We start from the raw sequence: 17,336 nt of genomic DNA, 5'->3' as shown, positions 1-17,336 counted from the left end.
AATTGTTCTGAATCCATATAACTGTCAAATAGAATAAATCAGTTTCCATATATCAATTATGATATATTAAATCGATACAATAACCGTTGAGGGGTATGAAGCGGCGAATGAGCAACCAAAAAGTGTATGAGCAGACGCAAACCGCAGATGCACTCTTTGTCTTCGAAGACAACCCTTTGCTGCGTGCCGGCCTGAAGATGAGCCACCTGCGCATGCTGGTCATGATCGAGGAGCACGGGCAGGTCAGCGCGGCCGCCGCCGCCATGAACATGACGCAGCCGGCAGCATCGCGCATGCTCTCGGAAATGGAAGCGATTGTCAAAAGCCCGCTCTGTCAAAGGGCATCGCGCGGCGTGGTGCTGACCAAGTTCGGAGAAGCGCTGGCGCGCCGCGCCCGTACCATCTTGCTGGAATTGCGCGAGGCGAGCCGCGAACTGAACCAGATGAAATCCGGCAGCGGCGGATCGGTCTATATCGGCGCCGTCACAGCGCCGGCCATCAGTCTCGTCGTTCCCGCCATCAGACGGGCGATGGACACCTATCCCGGCATCGAAATCAACGTGCAGGTGGAAAGCAGCAACGTGCTTGCCCGGGAGCTTTTGGCCGCACGTCACGATTTCATCATCGGCCGCATCCCGGATGATTTCGACCCCGGCCTGTTCTCCATCCATGAAATCGGCATAGAGCGCGCCTGTCTGGTGGTTCGCGAGGGTCACCCCCTGCTTCACGGCGAACCCGTGAGCCTGAAGGAGCTTTCCGGTTACGACTGGGTGTTCCAGCCGCCCGGCGCGCTTTTGAGGAGAACGACGGAGGACGTGTTCCTCACCCACGGCGTCGCCATGCCACGCAACGTCATCAACACGCCATCCGTGGTGCTCACGCTCGCCCTCATCTGCAACACGGATGCGATCGCGCCGATTGCGCAGGACATGGCCGAGTTCGTGGCCGGCCAGCAGGCCGATATCGGCCGCACCCGCATTCTGCCGACGGATTTCGAGCTTGTCGTCAAGCCCTACAGCATCATCACCACCAAAGGCCGCGTTTTGCCGCCCAGCGCCCGCCTGCTCTACGATCTGGTTCTGGATGAAAGCCGCAAGCTGACGGGGCTTTGAGGAAGGCAAGCCCGACACCACCTTCATTGTATATAGAGGCCGGATTTATTGGGATCGGCGCAGGGAACAGCCGCATGCTTTTCGGACAATCCGTCTTCCAGTCGGTCGTCGAAAGACTGAGACAGGAAAAAGAAGACGAAATCGCGGAGCAACAACCGCCCGCCGGTCACCGCATCGCCGGTTTCAGCACGGGCTTCGTCGTCGATACGCATTTTGATGCGCCGCAACCGGGAAACGGCAATCTTAACGCCTATCTCGCCTTTCTGCCGGACCCCGCTCCGCTTCCCGAGCCCCCGCCGGAACCCGAACCGGAAACCATGCCGGCTCACCTCGAAAAGACCTCACTCGCGGATGTGTCCGCGGAACTGGCGATCCAGGAGACCGACACCGCCGCAACGCTTGCGGAAAAGCGCCGCGCCTTCGCAAGGCTCAATCATCCCGATGGGGTACGGCCGGAATTCCGGCACAATGCGACCCTGCGCATGACGGCGGCAAATCTCCTGATCGACCAGGCGATCCGGATGCTTCGAACCCGTGAGCATTTCCAGTAAAATATGTAGCGGTTTTACGTCGGGAAAACGCGCCTCAACCGGCGTCGTTTTTATCAGCGGGCGCGCTTTCGGCTGGCTCGTCTGTATCGTCCTTGCCCGCATCGCCCTTGGCTACAGCATTCTCGCCGCTGGCGGGTTTGAACTTCAGCAACAACTCATAGGCCGAATAAACCGCCACGCCGCCGACGACCGTTCCCCAGAAGGCCTCGCGATTGACGAATTCGATGACGGACCATGCGGCGCAAAAGCCGACGATGAGCAATCTGACCCACAGGCGGCGATAAAGCGGATGGCTCGTATCGATAATCAGCATGGCGTTCCCGTTTCGGGCCTTTCCAGAACATTGGACTGCTACGGCATTGCGCGCGCCAAAGGCGTAGACACACTTAGGCGTCTTGGCCGTTTCGAAAGGAAATTGCAACGCAAATCGACCCGCTACCAATCAGGCTGACGTGAAAGGCAAAGCCAGCGATTGCCGCATCGGCTTGACCGATGCCTTAGTCCCGCAGGCGTCCGAGCAGAGCCAGCAGCTGGTCGCGGGCTTTTTTGCCGCCGATCCTGTCGATCAGCTTTTCCTCGCGGTCGCGCCAGGCGTCGGAAAGGCGGTCGAGAAGGCTGCCGCCCTCATCCGTCATGTCGAGGAAATGAACGCGCCTGTCCTCTTCCGACCTGCGGCGAACAAGCAGCCCCTTCTCTTCCATGCTGTCGACGATCGCGACGAAATTGGCGCGCTGGATGCCGAGCGCTTCGGCCACATCGCTCTGTTTGAGGCCCGGATTGCCGCCAACGATGACGAGAACGGAAAAATCGGCTGGCCGTAATCCCATCTCCGCCAGCACATCGGAAAAGCTGTTTGCCACGGCAAGTTGCGAGTGGCGCAAATGATAACCGATCGCGGTCGTCAACAATCCATAGTCGATCGTGGTCAGATGCGTCGCCTGCGCGCTGCCGCTTTCGGCCTTTTCCGCCCGCGGCCCGTTGCTATGTGCCAATTGCAAAGCCATCCGATCCCCCGCCTGATTCGTTCCTTACCCTGCCGGAATCATAACCGACAACATGACGAAACTGTATCCCAAATAAATGTAGATGATACTAATATTGTATAATAATTTGACAGTTAATACCCACCGAGCCAATTCCTACCTTCAGATCACCATCCGGCAAGCGATAAAAGTATGATTATTTACCCGCCGATTTTTAGGGTCAAAAACCGCTTCCCGCGCCTTGCTTGAAAGGCATTGCGACAATCTCCCCGTCTCTGCGCAACAGCGCCGAAACAGCCGCCGAATCCGGCCATAACATACTACTTATAAGGGAAGTGCACCCTCAAGAAAAAACACAATAAATCAAACAACGCACCGCCCCCTTTCATCACAACCACGAGTGCCGCCGCCTCACGACAAACCACGCCCTCCCCAAGGCCGGAAAACCGGCCCCGTTTCGCAAATCTTTGATTTTTAGACATTGATGCGGAAAGAAAGCTGGGGTATGAACCAACCGCTGCACGCGATTCAAGCGTGACTGCTGCACCCGTAGCTCAGCTGGATAGAGTGTTGGATTCCGATTCCAAAGGTCACAGGTTCGAATCCTGTCGGGTGCGCCATTTAGTCTACTTATCGGATACGTGGCATCGCGTATTGCCTCGCAGATCGTCGCCGTCAAAGGTCATGAGCCATTATTCCGGGCGGCTGCGGCGCCGATATCTCTGTTAGCTCGCCGCTGCCGGTCTCAAGTCCTCCGGATCCACACGGAAGGCGAACCCGACTTCGTAGGTATGGGGCGGAACTATCCAGGCGACGATGGAACTCCACTTAGTTTCCCCAAAACACTTCCCAAATGCATTTGCGCCGATGGCTCATGCATTCGAATATGTCTGTAACGCAGCACACAGAGGCCTGAAGGATCCGCGCCTAGATTGGCGGAGCGCTGAAGGTCGGTCGGAAATATGAGGCGGCATTGAATCAGAACAGCATCGTAGAGGGCGCAATCAGCAACCTCGCAAACTCCATGCGTATATTTGTGGAAGCTAACCTGCGGTTCGCAGACATCTTCAAAGTCGATCGAGAGGAAGCGATTGATAATGTGGATCGCGCATTCGAGATGAAGTTGGAAACATTTCACACGCTCTACGACGTGTCGAAGGATCTATTCCCCTACTTCGATCACCCTGACACTTCGCTTCTGATCGCCGTCAGGAATGCGGTCCACCACCGCAATCACCCGCTTTTTCGCACACTTAATCATCGGCTGCATATTCAGGGCGGACTGCAACGCTCTGGTGGCGCGTCATTCCTGCTTGCAGGCCACCCGACCACTCATGGCGGTCAGATCGCGATGTCGCACTGTGTCAGGTTAGACGACGTGGATTCACGTCTGGATCCTTCCTTTGCGTCACCCTATCTCGACACCTTCATGAATAGCGGCCGTGCGGAGAAGCGGTTCGAGCTGATAAGCGAGGGATTGGCCCTACCGAATATTCGAAAGCGGGCTATGCGAGAGCGTTACCCATCGGATCAGGTTTATCTTGATCTGATGCCTGTCTTCGTTTCCTCCGTATGCAAGGTCTTCAAGGCGATGAAGGCTGCAAAAATAGGATTCATCGGGTTCGATGCCGCGACCTACCTCGAGCCATTCACCTCTGAGATAGAGGTCGATTTGACCGGTCACCAGTTCAAAAGGCTTTGGCTCAGAGGATTCGGCGACCTCGATTTGATCCCGATACCAGTCTGATCGGTTCCCCATTCAGAACAGCTCAGGTTCGGCCACCGGAACGCTCCTCCCCGTCGGCACTCATACCTCAGGACTTGATCGCGGGCCCTGATTAGATCACGCTTTTCTGAAGGAATCTTCACGATTCGAGGGCGAAAATCCGAATCCGCACTTATGCCTTCAGGCGCAGTCCTAATCCGCGTTTATGGGTTCACAGTTCGGATTTATGTGTGCGGGAGACCTGAAAACGCTAATGATTTCAGAAATCATTAATCCGCGCTTATGTGGCGACGGAGATTTAGGCCCTTCACAATATGAGCCACTCTGCGGATTGACGCGTTCGGCGATCGATGGATCGGCGAAAGTTGACGGAAAAATCGGCAACCCGAATCCAGGCTGGCTTATGGGGCAGCCGAAGTTGCGGGCTGTGTCCCATTGACGCCGCATGCGTCGAACCCGGCCAGTTCCGGCTCCGGGCCCTGGTTCCCGCCGTCCATCCAGGCAATCTTTGCACGCGTATAGGCGATCATCGCGTCGAGCCCATCCCGCTTGGCCTCCAGTTTGCCGAGCTGACTGGCGATGATTGCGCGTCCGCGCTCGGGAGTTATATCGCCGCGATGATATTCCTCGGCAATGCCGCCGATTTCTTTCAACGAGAAGCCGAGGCTCTGCATCAAGCGAATGACGCGCGCGCCATTGACCTGCTCGGCGTCGAATATCTGATAGGGATTGGCGCCGCCCTTCATACCCGTCTGCGGGCGGAGCAGCCCCTGGCGCACATAAAAACGGACGGTGTCGACACTCATTCCCGCCGCGCGCGCAAATTCCGAAATCAGCATGATGCGATTATCTCTTGACCATGGACTATACTCCACCCTTATGGGGTATGGCTCTGTTGAATTGGAGTCAAAAAATCGTGATAAAAACTGCTCTTGTGACCGGCGCATCGTCGGGGATCGGCGAAGCGACTGCCCGTCAACTCGTCAAAGACGGATACAAGGTATTCGCCGCCGCCCGGCGGCTAGACCGAATGAAGCCGCTTGAAGCCTTGGGGGTCACACTTGTTCCGCTCGATCTCACCGACGACGCCTCGATCGTTGCGGCGATGGCGGAAGTCGAACGCGCTACCGGCGGGCGGCTCGACGTGCTCGTCAACAATGCCGGCTATGGTAGCTATGGCGCGCTTGAGGATGTGCCGATGGACGAGGGCCGCCGCCAGGTCGAAGTGAACTTGATGGGTCTGGCGCGGCTCAGCCAGCTCGCCATTCCGCTCATGCGGGCGCAAAAGTCTGGAACGATCGTCAACGTCACTTCGGTTGGCGGCAAACTCGGCGAGCCGTTCGGTAGTTGGTATCACGCCACCAAGTTCGCGGTGGAAGGGCTCTCCGATTGCATGCGGCTCGAACTCAAACCATTTGGCATTCGCGTGATCGTGATCGAACCCGGCGCAATCCGTAGCGAATGGAACGAAATCGCGCGCGACAGCTTGCTTGCGCGATCAGGAGCCACTGCCTACGGCCAGTATGCACGACGCCATGCCGCGATGCTGGGAAGCGCCGAGGCTTCGCCCATGGCCTCTCCGCCCGAAGTCGTCGCGCGGACGATCGGCAAGGTCGTGGCGGCGCGCAATCCGCGCCCACGCTACGCAACCGGCGGCGGCGCCAAGTTGATCATGTTCCTGACCTGGTTGCTTCCCGATCGACTGACCGACCGCCTGTTGTGGCGGATGTCACAGAGCATGGACGGCTAACCAGCTATCCGCCTGAGTTCCGGAGATGGAAGCCGGCCGCTGCTATTTTAACAGCCTGCGGCTGGCTTCCGTGCTCCCTTTTTTAGGCCTGCGACAGCGCCACACCGAAGAACAGGATGGGCAGGATCCCATCATCGACTACCTCATCGGGCCGTTTCACACGAAAAGCACGCAAGACCGACACGGCGGAACAGCCGACGTTTGAACCTAAGTCAGAATAGTTCGTCGAGCATCAGGTGGAATTCCAGCTTGTTTCGATCCAGACCGGACATGCCATATCGCGCAAGAAACCTGTCCTTCAGGGACGCTTCGAACTCACCGAGACAGTTCCAGAGTATGGCAAGGTCCTGATAACGGTCGGCGATGCCGACCCGCCCGACATCGATGCAGCCGATTACCTCATCATCGACCACCAGCAGATTGTCGAGTGAGAAATCCCCATGGGTGACGACCGGATCGGGCGTAAATGGCAGCAACTGGTGCATCGCTTGCCAGACCTGTCCGGCGGTCCAGCCCTGCCGTTCGTCATCGAAATCGTCTTCCTCGACAAGACCCGCGTCGATGCGCCGTCGTGCGAGGCTGAGCCGATAGGCATGATCGCTGTTAAACGGACATTCGTTGACGGGAATGGCGTGGATCTGCCGCATGGCGTCCGCCAGCGCATCGATAATGACTGCCCTGTCTTCGGGGCGTGCTTCCAGAGCCTGATAGGCCGTTTCCCCCGGCAAAGCCGTCATCAACAGCCACGCCTCATCAGGAGTACTGACGAAACCCGTGACGGCGGGTACCGGTACATGCCTGGTCATCCAGCGCAGCCTGCTCGTCTCGTCCAGCAAATCGTCAGAGCTCGCACCCCGGCCGTGCTTCAGAAACAGATCGGATGCGCCGGGCTTGCCATAAAGCCGGTAAACGGCGCTGCCGGATTCGCCAACGGTGTTCCGCGCCCACTCGTAACCTGTCAGATCTGCGGACATTTCCGCGGGCACGGGCACTGCCGCACAGCGTTCTTCGCGATCTGTATCCATGAATGGTGGGCCTCCTGAACCGACACCCACTGCAGGCATGGGTACTGCAACCGAACAAAAATCAACGCGAGAACCTTAAAAGTCAACGACCTGCCGGCAATGGGAACGAATGTGGTTGGCAATATGCGGCGGAAACATCGGACGGCTGTTTCCCGCTCATAACTCTGCCGCAAGGATCGGTTGAAGATGTTTGCAAAGAGCCACTTTTTTCAATCCGCCATCATGGATGGCTGGAAGATCGTTCGTTACCAGCTTGAGTGACGGAGAACACCGTAGTCGTGTTCGTCAACGTCGAAAGTTGCGCCACTCGCTTCGCATACCATCTCGGCACTATATTGCTGGGCAACGCCTTTTATGGCGTCACATTGCGACTGGTAGTCTTCGGACGCACGCAATTCTTTGAGCGTTCGGCCGCTCCAGGCAATGACTTTCTTGACCGCCTGCTCATCGACCTTCCACTGCTTGCAAGGATTGCTGCGGTGATAATCGGCCTCCGCCATCGCTGATGCGGCCCACAGGGCCCGCGAATCCATGTCCTGCGCGAATGCCGGTTCCAGATTCCCAGCCAGCAAAATCGTCCCCAAGATCATGGGCATGATGCGCTGCCTGAAGGATGAGATGTAACGAAAATTGCCAGACATGTTCGTCGATCCCCACGACCGGTTTGATCCCGACCTGGACAGTCGGATAGATTTCGGCAAGATCGCCGCCTGCGCCCCAGCGCGAAAATGCGCTTTGCAAAACAACGCCGCGAAAGGCCTCCCTTTCCTGGGAATTTCGCGGCATATCAAGTGAAATGTTTCGAACAAAGTAAATCGAGAATCAACATGTACAGGCCGGGCAGCGAAAATTTCAGGTTTCAACAAGTCGATGTTTTCTCGCATGAACCGATGCTGGGGAACCCCCTGGCGGTGGTTATCGATGCAGATGATTTACCTGTAGAGAAGATGTTGAGTTTTGCTCGATGGACGAATCTTAGCGAAACAACCTTTCTTCTCCGACCCACGGTTCCCGATGCCGATTATCGGGTCAGGATTTTCACACCCCTCGGAGAGCTTCCCTTTGCCGGGCACCCTACTTTGGGAACTTGCCATGTCTGGCTTGCCAATGGTGGAAACTCAAAAGGCAACGATATCATCCAGCAATGCGAAGCTGGTCTCATTCGTATTCGCAGAATTGACGGGAGGTTGGCTTTTGCAGCGCCGGAGCTTGTTCGGCGAGGGTCGATTGAGCCCGAACTGTTCAGACGGGTGTGCGCTGGTCTGCGCCTTGAGGAGGGAGCTGTCGTCGACGCACAATGGGTGGACAACGGCCCCGGATGGTTAGCCCTTCGTCTGAAGACGCGAGCCGACGTTTTGGCGGTAAGGCCGGATTTTGCAGCAATTTCGGGGATAAGGGTCGGCATCGTGGCCGCGTGCGAAGGCGAAGACGGAAGCGATAACGTGGATTTCGAAGTTCGTGCCTTCACCGCAGCTGGTTTCGAAGACCCCGTTACGGGCAGCCCGAATGCCGGTATTGCCCAATGGCTCATCGGCAGCGGCATTGCTCCATCGTCCTATGTGGCGGCTCAAGGGACAGTAGTCGGACGAAAAGGGCGACTTCACGTCTCTTCGGACGGGCAGGATATCTGGATTGGCGGAGATGTAGCCACCTGCATAGACGGCACGGCCGCTCTGTAATCGGCTTTAACAAAACGATTTTCGCTTGCGAGGCATGTTCGTTGAAGACCGGCGGGGATATCTCCCCGCCGAAGCTCATGTTGGCGACCGATCTTCGATCAAAACTCCTGCCAATCGTCCTTTGACGTATCGACAGCGGCGTTACCCGAGAATGCCGAAGCAATCTTGCGGCCAAGCGCACGCACGGGGGACGCCACGTATTTGTCGTCGCGGCCGGCATTGCGGACCGGAGCGGGCTGGCTCTTCTGCTGATAGGCGGCATCGGCCAGCTTGAACTGTGCGAGCAGCTGGTTGAGCGAAGCCACTTCCTTGGCAAGGTTGTGGCTTGCGGCGTTAGTCTCTTCCACCATGGCCGCATTTTTCTGCGTGTCCTGGTCCATCTGGTTGACTGCCGTATTGATCTGCTGGAGGCCAGAGGATTGCTCCTGTGCGGATTCCACGATGGAGACGACGTGCCGGTTGATTTCCTGCACTTCCGTGACGATGGTCGCCAGCGCCTTTCCGGTGTCGCCCACCAGCTGAACGCCCTGCTGCACCTGATCGTTCGAGGTGGTGATCAGCGCCTTGATCTCTTTCGCCGCATTGGCAGAGCGTTGCGCGAGCTCGCGCACTTCCTGTGCAACGACGGCAAAGCCCTTGCCCGCTTCACCCGCACGCGCGGCTTCGACACCGGCGTTCAGTGCAAGCAGGTTGGTCTGGAAGGCGATTTCGTCGATCACGCCGATGATATTGCTGATCTCGTTGGCGGATTTGGAAATCTGCTCCATGGCGACCACGGCGCGTCGCACCACTTCACCGGATTGTTCGGCACCCGCCTTGGCACGGCTGACGATCAGGCCGGCTTCCTGGGCGCGCTTGGTGGAATCCTTCACCGTCGTGGTGATTTCTTCGAGAGCAGCGGCGGTTTCCTCCACGGCAGCGGCCTGCTGTTCGGTGCGCTTGGCCAGATCGTCGGCGGCCGACTTGATCTCGTTTGCGCCCGCGCCGATGCCACCGGCGTTCTGCGCAACCCGGGTCAATGCCGATTGCAGCTTTTCGGCGGACATGTTGAAGTCATTGCGAACGCCATCAAGCGTCGCTGTGAACGGCTGGCCGATGCGATAGGAAACATCGCCGTCCGAAAGCCTAGAAAGACCGGCTGCGAGATTGTCGACGGCGAATTTGACGTCGGCCGCTTCGCTTGCCTTCTGCTTTTCGCGCTCGATACGGTCTTTCTCCGACAGGCTGCGATTGGCTTCGGTCTCCTGCTCGAGACGAATGCGCTCGATCGCATTTTCGCGGAAAACCTGAACCGCAACCGCCATCTGGCCAACTTCGTCTTTGCGGTCCATGCCGTCGATTTCCGCCGCCGTCTCACCACCGGCAAGCGACACCATGCGCGCGCGCAGGCGGGCAATCGGCGTCGTGATGCCGCGCGACGCCACGAAAAGTGCGAGAATGATGCCGGCGAGGAAAACGATCCCGACAACCACCAGCGAGATCAGGATGGTCGAATTGGTCTTGTCCGTCAGCTCATCACTTCCCTTGACGATGCCTTTGGCCAGCTTGTCTACCAGCGCCGTTATGGCATTCGAAGTCGCCTGAATGGATGTATCCGCCTTGAGCAGTTGCGCGGCGGATTCCGCATTGCGGTCAGCCATTCCAAGTTCGACAGCCTTGTCCGTCATCTCGGTTATGGCCTGCGACTGCGCGATGAAGGCATCGATGGAAGCAGCCTCCTCAGCGAAAACAGCCTTCACATTGTTGAGGCGCTTCAGAAGCAACATCTTGCTTTCATTGTAAGTCTGTTTGGCGACCTTTATCTCCGGCCCATTCACATCATAAGCCATGATCTGATAGGCGCCGTAGGCCACCGCCGAAAGATTGCGGTTTGCACGGGCAAGCTCCACCAGAGCGGCGTTATCGTTGGCGATGAAATCCGAATAGGCCGTGTCCGATTCCTTGTAGCGGCTGGACATGAAGACGGTGGCGCCAAGGCCGACGATACAGAGCGGTAGAATGAGCGACAGAATTTTGGTGCGGATGCTGGCATTTTGAAGAAAGGACACGGGGAACCCCTGAAGAAAGTGGGAGACCGCTCCTTCCCCGTGCCGGAGGTGTTCGGCAAAACTGACATTGCACGTCGATCACCTCGATCATCAAGGCTTCGGTAGCCGTAACATCGGCTTTGACCGCAGCTGCATCATGCATGCGCCGAAGAAAGCCGGCCTGCCCTCTCAAATACGGACAGGTCACTATTCAACGGGTGGCACAGCGGGGCCGCCAGCAAGCGGAAACGCCAAGCCGTATTTCGAGGAAAATGACCGGAAAACGGCTGATTGTCTCACAGCCGCGCTTCGTTGGTTTTCTAGTAAATGATTATATTCAAATACTTTACAATTTGTTCATGCCGGCTACAGGAAATATCAACCGGCAAAGCATGGACGAGGGCTGATGCCCCCGTCCCCATCGATCAGTGACAACGTCAAAGAGAGCGTGTCATCCACCCCGGGCAAAAGACCGTGGCTTTCGCAGCGCCGCCCATCGCTGAATGATGGAAGCCATGACGGCAAGACCGGCCATGACGGCGAACGCCGTGGAAATATCGCGATAGGTCACGGCAAAACCGAACCGGGCAATCCACGGCTGGCTTGCCAGCGGCGATATGAAATGCCCAAGAAACATCGAGGCCGTGACGATGCCGGCGATGCGCCCGCGCAATCGCAGCGGTGCCAGCATGATCGTTGTGGACATGATAGCCGGCATCACGGCACCGAGGCCAAGCCCCACCACAGCGAGTGCCGAAAGCATGGATACCAACCCATCGGCCACGGCAAGCAGGACAAAACCCGTGGCCATCAACACCAGCCCGCCCGCCAGAATGACGGTTACGCCAATCCGCGCCCGCAACCGACCGAAGTTGAGCGCCATCAGCGCGCCCGCCAGATTGAAGATGCCGATGGCGTATCCGGCAACGCTGCCGGAAAACAGCCCAAGCTCCCGCAGGAAAAACGGCAATTGCGAAGGGATGGTGTAAAACAGGGCGTTGACGAGAAACACCGCCAGCGCCAGCACGGCCACCAGAAACCAGTTGACCGCAAAAGCCTGTTCGCCGCCGTTTTTAACGCCGCTATTGTTTCTTGCCGGCTCCCGCAGAAACAACAGGGCCGCCGGCAGAATGAGCAGCGCCACGGCATAGACCGCGAAGGGCGCGCGCCAGTGAACATCCGCCAGTAAGCCGCCAGCCACCACGAAAACGACACCGCCAAGCTGGGTGAAGGCCTGTTGCAGGCCGAGATAACGCTCCCGCGCCGGGCCTTCGAAATAATCGCCCACCAGCGCCGTGCCGATCGTCATGATGCCGCCGATCGCAAGCCCCAGAAAGGCCCGGCCAACGAGCAGGCCCGCAAGACTATCGGCAAAAAGTCCGGACATGCCGGAGAGGCTGTAAAGCAGGATCGCTCCGAGCAGCAGCCGCTTGCGGCCGAACCGATCCGCCAGCACGCCGGCGACCGGCGCGCAAAGAGCCACGAAAACCGATGGCAATGTCAGCACCATGCGGCTCATGATCTCGACATTCGGCGTCGACAGGAAGCTCTGTTCGATGGCGGGCAGCGAGGGCGCAACCGTGGTCCCGGCCATGATGGTGAGCGTGGCGACGAACAGGAGCGTGAGTTTCAGCGCCGGGGAATTGTCAGTCATTCTCAAGCCCCTTTGTAGGGTGTTGCGGAACGCGCCTTATTCAACGCATGCGCCCACCAGCCCAGCTTGCCCATCATCGTTTCCAGCGCGCTTGCCGCCGGCGCTCCGGGGTCGAACTGCCCGGCGGCATCGACACGGTCCCAGGGGTTTGCAAAGCTGACGACATCGCGGATCGTCGTGGCATGCAGTTCCGCAAACACCGGGCGAAGCTGCTCGACAGCGCGCAGGCCGCCGGAAATCCCGCCATAGGAAACGAAGGCCACCGGCTTGGCGCCCCATTCGTCATAGGCGGAATCGATCAGGACCTTCAGCGCGCCGGGGTAGCTGCGATTATATTCCGGTGTGACGACGATGAAGGCATCGGCGGCATCAAGGCTTTCGCGAAGTTGCCGCACGGAGGCGCGGTCGGGCGTGTGGCCCTGCGGCAGATCAAGCTCACGCGGGTCGAGCACCGCAAACTCGATCCCCGGCAATGCGCCGAGCCGGTCCTGCAGCCATTTGCCGATGACATCGCAGAACCGCGGATTGCGGGCGCTGCCAAAAATGATCCGGATGGAGAGTGTATTATCGCTCATGGAACGTCCTTCAGTAATGTTCCACTCCCTGATAATTCCTCAACTATAGTTGAGGTCAATGGCCATGACGAAAAAAAAACGGCAGGCGTTGAGCCTGCCGCTTTCAACTCAATGTCGCTGGGAGCCTGTCTAAGACTTCAGGCGGCTGCGCGCCGCAACGCAGTCGCGACCGTGTGGATGTGGGCCGCACCAATACCGCAGCAGCCGCCGATCATGGTCGCGCCGGCATCCGCCCAGGAGCAGGCGAAACGCGAATAGACGTCGTCGGTCAGGTCCGCGCGGGTTCCATGCAGACCTTCATTGGCAGCGGAATCGCCCTGTTCACCTTCGAAGGCATTGGCATAAACGCCAATTTCCAGCGATACGCCCTTGTCCGCGAAGACCGACGACGCCGTTTCGACGGCGGCTTTCATGATTTCCGGCTTGCTGCAATTGAACAACAGCGCGGCAGCGCCCGATTGTGCCGCCCATTCGGCGGCGGCCTTTACCGTTTCGCCGGAACGCAGCGCAGGCTCAGCGCCGCTTGTCGCAGCCGCGTCGTCATTGAGCGTAAAGGAAATCCAGAACGGCTTGCCGGTTGCGGCAACGGCCTGACGCACAGCTTCACCCTCGGCGATCAGGCTCAACGTTTCGCCAAGCCAGACATCGACGGAAGGTGCGAGATTGTCGACCAGCACCTTGAGATAGTTCTGCACCCGCGTGGCATCGAAGTTCTGCGGTTCATAGGAGCCGAAGATCGGCGGCAGCGAACCGGCCACCAGCACGTCACGGCGGCTCGCATCCGCCGCCTCGCGCGCCAATGTGCCGGAAAGGGCGATCAACGATGCGCCATCCTTTTGAAAACGCTCTTCGCCGATATGGAACGGCACCAGCGCATAGGAATTGGTGGTGACGACATCGGCACCGGCTTCGATGAATTCCTGATGCACCTGCCGCACAATCTCAGGCGAATTGATGAGCGCCAGCGCCGACCATTCCGGCTGTTTCAGCTCGGCGCCGAGCCGCTGCAATTCGCGGCTCATGCCGCCGTCGAGGATACGGATAGTGCCCATGTTCATACTCCTTGAACGATTTACCGACGGACCGGCACCTGCTGCTCGATGAGACCGAAACAGCGGGCGATGATGGCGGTGAGAATGAGATAAAAGACGGTGACGACGATCAGCGGCTCATAAACCAGCAGCGTGTCCTGCCGCACCTTGTAGGCCACGGCGTAGAGGTCCATCACCGTCACGGTGAAGGCAAGCGGCGTGGCTTTGAGCTGCATCACCACCTCGCCCGCAATTGTCGGCAGCGCGATGCGGATGGCGCGCGGCAGCCAGATGCGGCGAATAAGGGTGAAACGGCCCATGCCGAAAGCCCGGCCGGCCTCCAGCTCGCCCTTCGGCACGGCCAGCAGCGCGCCGCGCAGAACCTCGGCCTCATAGGCCGCGTAATTCAGTGTGAAGCTGACGGCGGCGAAGAAAAACCCCTCGCGCAGCACCGGCCACATGAAACTCTGACGTAAGCCGGGTATCATCGGCAAAAACGAGCCGACGCCGTAATAAAGCAGCCATAGCTGGATCAGCAGCGGCGTGCCGCGAAAGAAGGTGCAATAGGCGCGTGCCAGAATTTTCGTCACCCGCCCGCCGCTGACCTGCGCAAAGGCAAGCCCGATGGCAAGCACGAAACCGATGCTGACGGAGATGACGAGCAGCGCCAGCGTCTGCCAAGCACCGGACAGAAGCAGCGGCCAATATTTGGCGACCCATGAAAAATCCATGCCGTTCCCCCCTCAGGCCAAGGCCGGCTGACCGCGCCGCACGCGGCGTTCCACCAGTGAAAAGACAAGGTTGGAGACGAGCGTGATGGCGAGATAAAGCAAAGCGGCGGCAAGGAAGAACAGGAAATACTGCTTGGTGCTGGCGCCCGCCAGACGTGTCGCCAGCGCCAGTTCCTGATAACCGACGACCGCCACCAGCGCGCTGTCCTTGGTGACCGCAAGCCAGAGATTGGCAAGACCCGGCAGGGCGTTCGGCAGCAGTGCCGGCAAGACCACACGGCGGAAACGCAAGGCCGGCGACATGCCGAAGGCGCGCGCCGCCTCGATCTGCCCGTTCGGAATGGCAAGGATCGCGCCGCGTAGCACCTCGGTCATATAGGCGCCCTGCACGAAGCCGAGAACCGCGACGGCGGCAACGAAACCGTTGACCTCCAAAGGCGGCAGGCCGGCAAGCTGCAACAGCCGGTTCAGCCCGTCCGTTCCGGCATAATAAAGCCCGACGATGAGGATCAGTTCGGGAACGGCGCGGATTGCCGTCGTGTAGAGATTGAGCAAGAGGCCAAGCGGCCTGTTGCCGGAAAGCTTGCCGAGCGCGCCGGCAAGCCCGATGACGATACCGATCAGATAGGCACCGGCCGAAATGGCAAGCGTCGACGCCGCACCCTTCAAAAGGGTGCCGCCCCATCCCGGAGGATAGGGTGACAGCAGTTGCAGCGTGGTTTCAAGGCTTGCCATTTGCGGGACCGGTCAGGAGGAATTACTTACCGTAGATATCGAAGGTGAAGTATTTCTTGGTGATCTCGTCATACTTCCCGCTGGCACGCACGGCGGCAAGAGCAGCATTCAGCTTGTTCTTCAGTTCCGTGTCGTCCTTGCGCAGGCCGCCGGAAACGCCAAGGCCGAGGATTTCCTTATCGTCAGCCACATTGCCCATGTCGGCGCAGCAATCCTTGCCGGCATCGCTCTTCACGAAGGCATCGAGAACAAGAGAGTCGCCGAAGACATAGTCGATACGGCCGGCGGCGAGATCCTGAAACGCCTCGTCCAGCGTCTGGTAGGTCTTTTCGTCGGCAACAGCCGCGAAATATTTCTTGTAATATTCGGACTGGATGGTCGCGACCTGAATGCCGATGGTCTTGCCCTTGACGTCTTCCGGCGCAGCACCCGGCTTGCCGTCCTTGGCGCCGATCAGCTTGCTCGGCGTGTTGTAATATTTGTTGGTGAAATCGATGACCTTCTCGCGCTCTTCCGTGTTGGACATGGACGACCAGATGACATCGAACTTCTTCGTCTGCAGCGCCGGGATCAGGCCATCCCAGGAAAGCTCGACGATCGAGCATTTTTCCTTCATTTCCGCGCAGACGGCGTCCATGAGATCGATTTCCCAGCCCTGCCACTTGCCACTGGCATCCTTGGCGAAGAAGGGCGGGTAGGACTCGTTCATGATGCCGAAGCGAACATCGGCGCTGGCCGTGAAGGCGGAAACCGCAAATGCCGTTCCGGCAAGCAGCGTGGCGAAGAATTTCATTCAAGTCTCTCCTGTTAAAACAAACGGCGAAGCGAAACGGTCATTACGCCAGCGCGCCGGTAAACTCCCTACAACGGGCGCTTAAGGGATTGCCGAACACCTGCGCCGGCGGCCCCGCCTCTTCCACACGACCCTGATGCAGAAACAGGACATTGGTGGAAACATCACGCGCGAAGCGCATTTCGTGGGTAACGAGCAACATGGTGCGGCCTTCTTCGGCCAGATCGCGGATGACCTTCAGCACCTCGCCCACCAGCTCCGGGTCGAGCGCCGAGGTGGGTTCGTCGAACAGCATCACCGCAGGTTCGACACAAAGGGCACGCGCAATCGCGGCGCGCTGCTGCTGCCCGCCGGAAAGGAATGCCGGATAGGCATTTTTCTTGTCGTAAAGGCCGACCTTATTCAGTAGGGCTTCGGCCTTTTCCACCGCTTCGTGCCGCTTCACGCCCAGCACATGGACCGGCGCCTCGATGACGTTTTCCAGAACGGTGCGATGGGCCCAGAGATTGAAATTCTGGAACACCATGCCAAGCCCGGTCCGCAGCTTTTCCACCTGCCGCCAGCTTTTCGGCACGGCCTTGCCGTCCCTGCCGGTCTTCGTGGCGATCTCCTCGCCATTGACGATGACCCGGCCACGATCCGGTGTTTCGAGAAAGTTGATGCAGCGCAGGAAGGTGCTCTTGCCGGAACCGGACGAGCCGATGATCGATATGACATCGCCCTTGTGGGCTTTCAGCGAAACGCCCTTCAAAACTTCATGCGTGCCGAAGCTCTTGTGGATGTCATCCGCTTCGAGCGCACAGGCGCCTGTATCTGCCATCTAGTGACCTTGCCGATCCGGTTCATTGCGTGTCGAGCAAAATGCGGAGCGGTTTTGCGACAGGACATGCATAACAACAAAGACTTAAGCCACGCATGTTTAGCGAAATCAGCCGCAAACGCGCGCAACAATCGGCTCTTTTAC

At 58.6% G+C, this 17,336-nt stretch carries 18 protein-coding genes and 1 tRNA gene; 6 read left to right on the top strand and 13 right to left on the bottom strand.

Annotated features, from left to right (window positions below; genetic code table 11):
- Positions 1–107: 107 nt before the first annotated feature.
- Together RBH10_RS11030 and RBH10_RS11025 are read left to right on the top strand one after the other, a co-directional pair.
- Complete coding sequence (locus tag RBH10_RS11030; protein ID WP_045017556.1) at positions 108–1,112, top strand: LysR family transcriptional regulator; 1,005 nt, start codon at positions 108–110, stop codon at positions 1,110–1,112.
- A gap of 74 nt (positions 1,113–1,186) precedes the next feature.
- Positions 1,187–1,663 carry a hypothetical protein gene (locus RBH10_RS11025; RefSeq protein WP_281037185.1) on the top strand — a complete coding sequence of 159 codons (477 nt, stop codon included), beginning with the start codon at positions 1,187–1,189 and terminating at the stop codon, positions 1,661–1,663.
- Between the two features lie 34 nt (positions 1,664–1,697).
- Here RBH10_RS11025 and RBH10_RS11020 read toward each other — a convergent pair whose 3' ends face one another.
- Positions 1,698–1,976 (bottom strand): hypothetical protein, encoded by a 279-nt coding sequence (locus RBH10_RS11020; RefSeq protein WP_281037186.1) that lies wholly within the window; start codon positions 1,974–1,976, stop codon positions 1,698–1,700.
- Between the two features lie 184 nt (positions 1,977–2,160).
- On the bottom strand, positions 2,161–2,667 hold the full coding sequence (locus tag RBH10_RS11015) for a MarR family winged helix-turn-helix transcriptional regulator (RefSeq protein ID WP_281037187.1): 507 nt from the start codon (positions 2,665–2,667) through the stop codon (positions 2,161–2,163).
- A 522-nt stretch (positions 2,668–3,189) separates the two neighbouring features.
- Between RBH10_RS11015 and RBH10_RS11010 the strand changes: the two genes are divergently transcribed.
- Both RBH10_RS11010 and RBH10_RS11005 read left to right on the top strand, forming a co-directional pair.
- A tRNA-Arg gene (locus RBH10_RS11010) sits at positions 3,190–3,266 on the top strand.
- A 353-nt stretch (positions 3,267–3,619) separates the two neighbouring features.
- A complete protein-coding gene (locus RBH10_RS11005; RefSeq protein ID WP_281037188.1) occupies positions 3,620–4,393 on the top strand; it encodes a hypothetical protein in 774 nt (257 codons plus the stop codon).
- A 380-nt stretch (positions 4,394–4,773) separates the two neighbouring features.
- On the opposite strand, the gene RBH10_RS11000 is transcribed toward RBH10_RS11005, so the two are convergent.
- Positions 4,774–5,211, bottom strand: a complete 438-nt coding sequence (locus RBH10_RS11000) for a MerR family transcriptional regulator (RefSeq protein ID WP_281037189.1) — start codon at positions 5,209–5,211, stop codon at positions 4,774–4,776.
- A 47-nt stretch (positions 5,212–5,258) separates the two neighbouring features.
- Between RBH10_RS11000 and RBH10_RS10995 the strand changes: the two genes are divergently transcribed.
- Positions 5,259–6,122, top strand: a complete 864-nt coding sequence (locus RBH10_RS10995; RefSeq protein ID WP_306180604.1) for an oxidoreductase — start codon at positions 5,259–5,261, stop codon at positions 6,120–6,122.
- 212 nt (positions 6,123–6,334) lie between these two features.
- Here RBH10_RS10995 and RBH10_RS10990 read toward each other — a convergent pair whose 3' ends face one another.
- Both RBH10_RS10990 and RBH10_RS10985 read right to left on the bottom strand, forming a co-directional pair.
- The gene (locus tag RBH10_RS10990; RefSeq protein WP_281037190.1) at positions 6,335–7,147 is read right to left on the bottom strand and encodes an APH(3')-I family aminoglycoside O-phosphotransferase; all 813 of its coding nucleotides are present in this window, start codon (positions 7,145–7,147) and stop codon (positions 6,335–6,337) included.
- Between the two features lie 245 nt (positions 7,148–7,392).
- Entirely contained in the window at positions 7,393–7,788 is a 396-nt protein-coding gene (locus RBH10_RS10985) for a hypothetical protein (RefSeq protein ID WP_281037191.1), read from the bottom strand.
- A 186-nt stretch (positions 7,789–7,974) separates the two neighbouring features.
- On the opposite strand from RBH10_RS10985, the gene RBH10_RS10980 reads away from it, so the two are divergent.
- The gene (locus tag RBH10_RS10980) at positions 7,975–8,826 is read left to right on the top strand and encodes a PhzF family phenazine biosynthesis protein (RefSeq protein ID WP_281037397.1); all 852 of its coding nucleotides are present in this window, start codon (positions 7,975–7,977) and stop codon (positions 8,824–8,826) included.
- Between the two features lie 98 nt (positions 8,827–8,924).
- Here RBH10_RS10980 and RBH10_RS10975 read toward each other — a convergent pair whose 3' ends face one another.
- The 8 genes from RBH10_RS10975 to RBH10_RS10940 all read right to left on the bottom strand — a co-directional run bounded on the left by RBH10_RS10975 (position 8,925) and on the right by RBH10_RS10940 (position 17,192).
- A complete protein-coding gene (locus tag RBH10_RS10975) occupies positions 8,925–10,874 on the bottom strand; it encodes a methyl-accepting chemotaxis protein (protein WP_281037192.1) in 1,950 nt (649 codons plus the stop codon).
- Positions 10,875–11,304: 430 nt separating this feature from the next.
- On the bottom strand, positions 11,305–12,507 hold the full coding sequence (locus tag RBH10_RS10970; RefSeq protein ID WP_281037193.1) for an MFS transporter: 1,203 nt from the start codon (positions 12,505–12,507) through the stop codon (positions 11,305–11,307).
- A 2-nt stretch (positions 12,508–12,509) separates the two neighbouring features.
- Positions 12,510–13,082: an NADPH-dependent FMN reductase gene (locus RBH10_RS10965; protein WP_019565140.1), complete on the bottom strand. Its 573-nt coding sequence runs from the start codon at positions 13,080–13,082 to the stop codon at positions 12,510–12,512.
- A 137-nt stretch (positions 13,083–13,219) separates the two neighbouring features.
- Positions 13,220–14,134 carry a homocysteine S-methyltransferase family protein gene (locus RBH10_RS10960; protein WP_281037194.1) on the bottom strand — a complete coding sequence of 305 codons (915 nt, stop codon included), beginning with the start codon at positions 14,132–14,134 and terminating at the stop codon, positions 13,220–13,222.
- A gap of 20 nt (positions 14,135–14,154) precedes the next feature.
- Positions 14,155–14,844, bottom strand: coding sequence for an ABC transporter permease (locus RBH10_RS10955; RefSeq protein ID WP_281037195.1), 690 nt, complete (start codon positions 14,842–14,844; stop codon positions 14,155–14,157).
- Positions 14,845–14,856: 12 nt separating this feature from the next.
- Entirely contained in the window at positions 14,857–15,579 is a 723-nt protein-coding gene (locus RBH10_RS10950) for an ABC transporter permease (RefSeq protein ID WP_045017582.1), read from the bottom strand.
- 22 nt (positions 15,580–15,601) lie between these two features.
- Positions 15,602–16,372: a transporter substrate-binding domain-containing protein gene (locus RBH10_RS10945; protein ID WP_281037196.1), complete on the bottom strand. Its 771-nt coding sequence runs from the start codon at positions 16,370–16,372 to the stop codon at positions 15,602–15,604.
- 43 nt (positions 16,373–16,415) lie between these two features.
- Positions 16,416–17,192 (bottom strand): ABC transporter ATP-binding protein, encoded by a 777-nt coding sequence (locus RBH10_RS10940; RefSeq protein WP_045017586.1) that lies wholly within the window; start codon positions 17,190–17,192, stop codon positions 16,416–16,418.
- Positions 17,193–17,336 lie beyond the last annotated feature (144 nt).

The organism is Rhizobium sp. AN73 (genome assembly GCF_030757975.1).
GTDB lineage: Bacteria > Pseudomonadota > Alphaproteobacteria > Rhizobiales > Rhizobiaceae > Agrobacterium > Agrobacterium arsenijevicii.
Note: the sequence above shows the minus strand (reverse complement) of the source record. Positions and strands in the feature narration are given on the sequence as shown.

What these genes read in the sequence shown, in the direction of transcription:
- RBH10_RS11030 (WP_045017556.1), top strand. Translation starts at nt 108, where the DNA reads ATGAGCAACCAAAAAGTGTATGAGCAGACGCAAACCGCAGATGCACTC.
- RBH10_RS11025 (WP_281037185.1), top strand. Translation starts at nt 1,187, where the DNA reads ATGCTTTTCGGACAATCCGTCTTCCAGTCGGTCGTCGAAAGACTGAGA.
- RBH10_RS11020 (WP_281037186.1), bottom strand. Translation starts at nt 1,976, where the DNA reads ATGCTGATTATCGATACGAGCCATCCGCTTTATCGCCGCCTGTGGGTC.
- RBH10_RS11015 (WP_281037187.1), bottom strand. Translation starts at nt 2,667, where the DNA reads ATGGCTTTGCAATTGGCACATAGCAACGGGCCGCGGGCGGAAAAGGCC.
- RBH10_RS11000 (WP_281037189.1), bottom strand. Translation starts at nt 5,211, where the DNA reads ATGCTGATTTCGGAATTTGCGCGCGCGGCGGGAATGAGTGTCGACACC.
- RBH10_RS10995 (WP_306180604.1), top strand. Translation starts at nt 5,259, where the DNA reads ATGGCTCTGTTGAATTGGAGTCAAAAAATCGTGATAAAAACTGCTCTT.
- RBH10_RS10990 (WP_281037190.1), bottom strand. Translation starts at nt 7,147, where the DNA reads ATGGATACAGATCGCGAAGAACGCTGTGCGGCAGTGCCCGTGCCCGCG.
- RBH10_RS10985 (WP_281037191.1), bottom strand. Translation starts at nt 7,788, where the DNA reads ATGTCTGGCAATTTTCGTTACATCTCATCCTTCAGGCAGCGCATCATG.
- RBH10_RS10980 (WP_281037397.1), top strand. Translation starts at nt 7,975, where the DNA reads ATGTACAGGCCGGGCAGCGAAAATTTCAGGTTTCAACAAGTCGATGTT.
- RBH10_RS10970 (WP_281037193.1), bottom strand. Translation starts at nt 12,507, where the DNA reads ATGACTGACAATTCCCCGGCGCTGAAACTCACGCTCCTGTTCGTCGCC.
- RBH10_RS10965 (WP_019565140.1), bottom strand. Translation starts at nt 13,082, where the DNA reads ATGAGCGATAATACACTCTCCATCCGGATCATTTTTGGCAGCGCCCGC.
- RBH10_RS10960 (WP_281037194.1), bottom strand. Translation starts at nt 14,134, where the DNA reads ATGGGCACTATCCGTATCCTCGACGGCGGCATGAGCCGCGAATTGCAG.
- RBH10_RS10955 (WP_281037195.1), bottom strand. Translation starts at nt 14,844, where the DNA reads ATGGATTTTTCATGGGTCGCCAAATATTGGCCGCTGCTTCTGTCCGGT.
- RBH10_RS10950 (WP_045017582.1), bottom strand. Translation starts at nt 15,579, where the DNA reads ATGGCAAGCCTTGAAACCACGCTGCAACTGCTGTCACCCTATCCTCCG.
- RBH10_RS10945 (WP_281037196.1), bottom strand. Translation starts at nt 16,372, where the DNA reads ATGAAATTCTTCGCCACGCTGCTTGCCGGAACGGCATTTGCGGTTTCC.
- RBH10_RS10940 (WP_045017586.1), bottom strand. Translation starts at nt 17,192, where the DNA reads ATGGCAGATACAGGCGCCTGTGCGCTCGAAGCGGATGACATCCACAAG.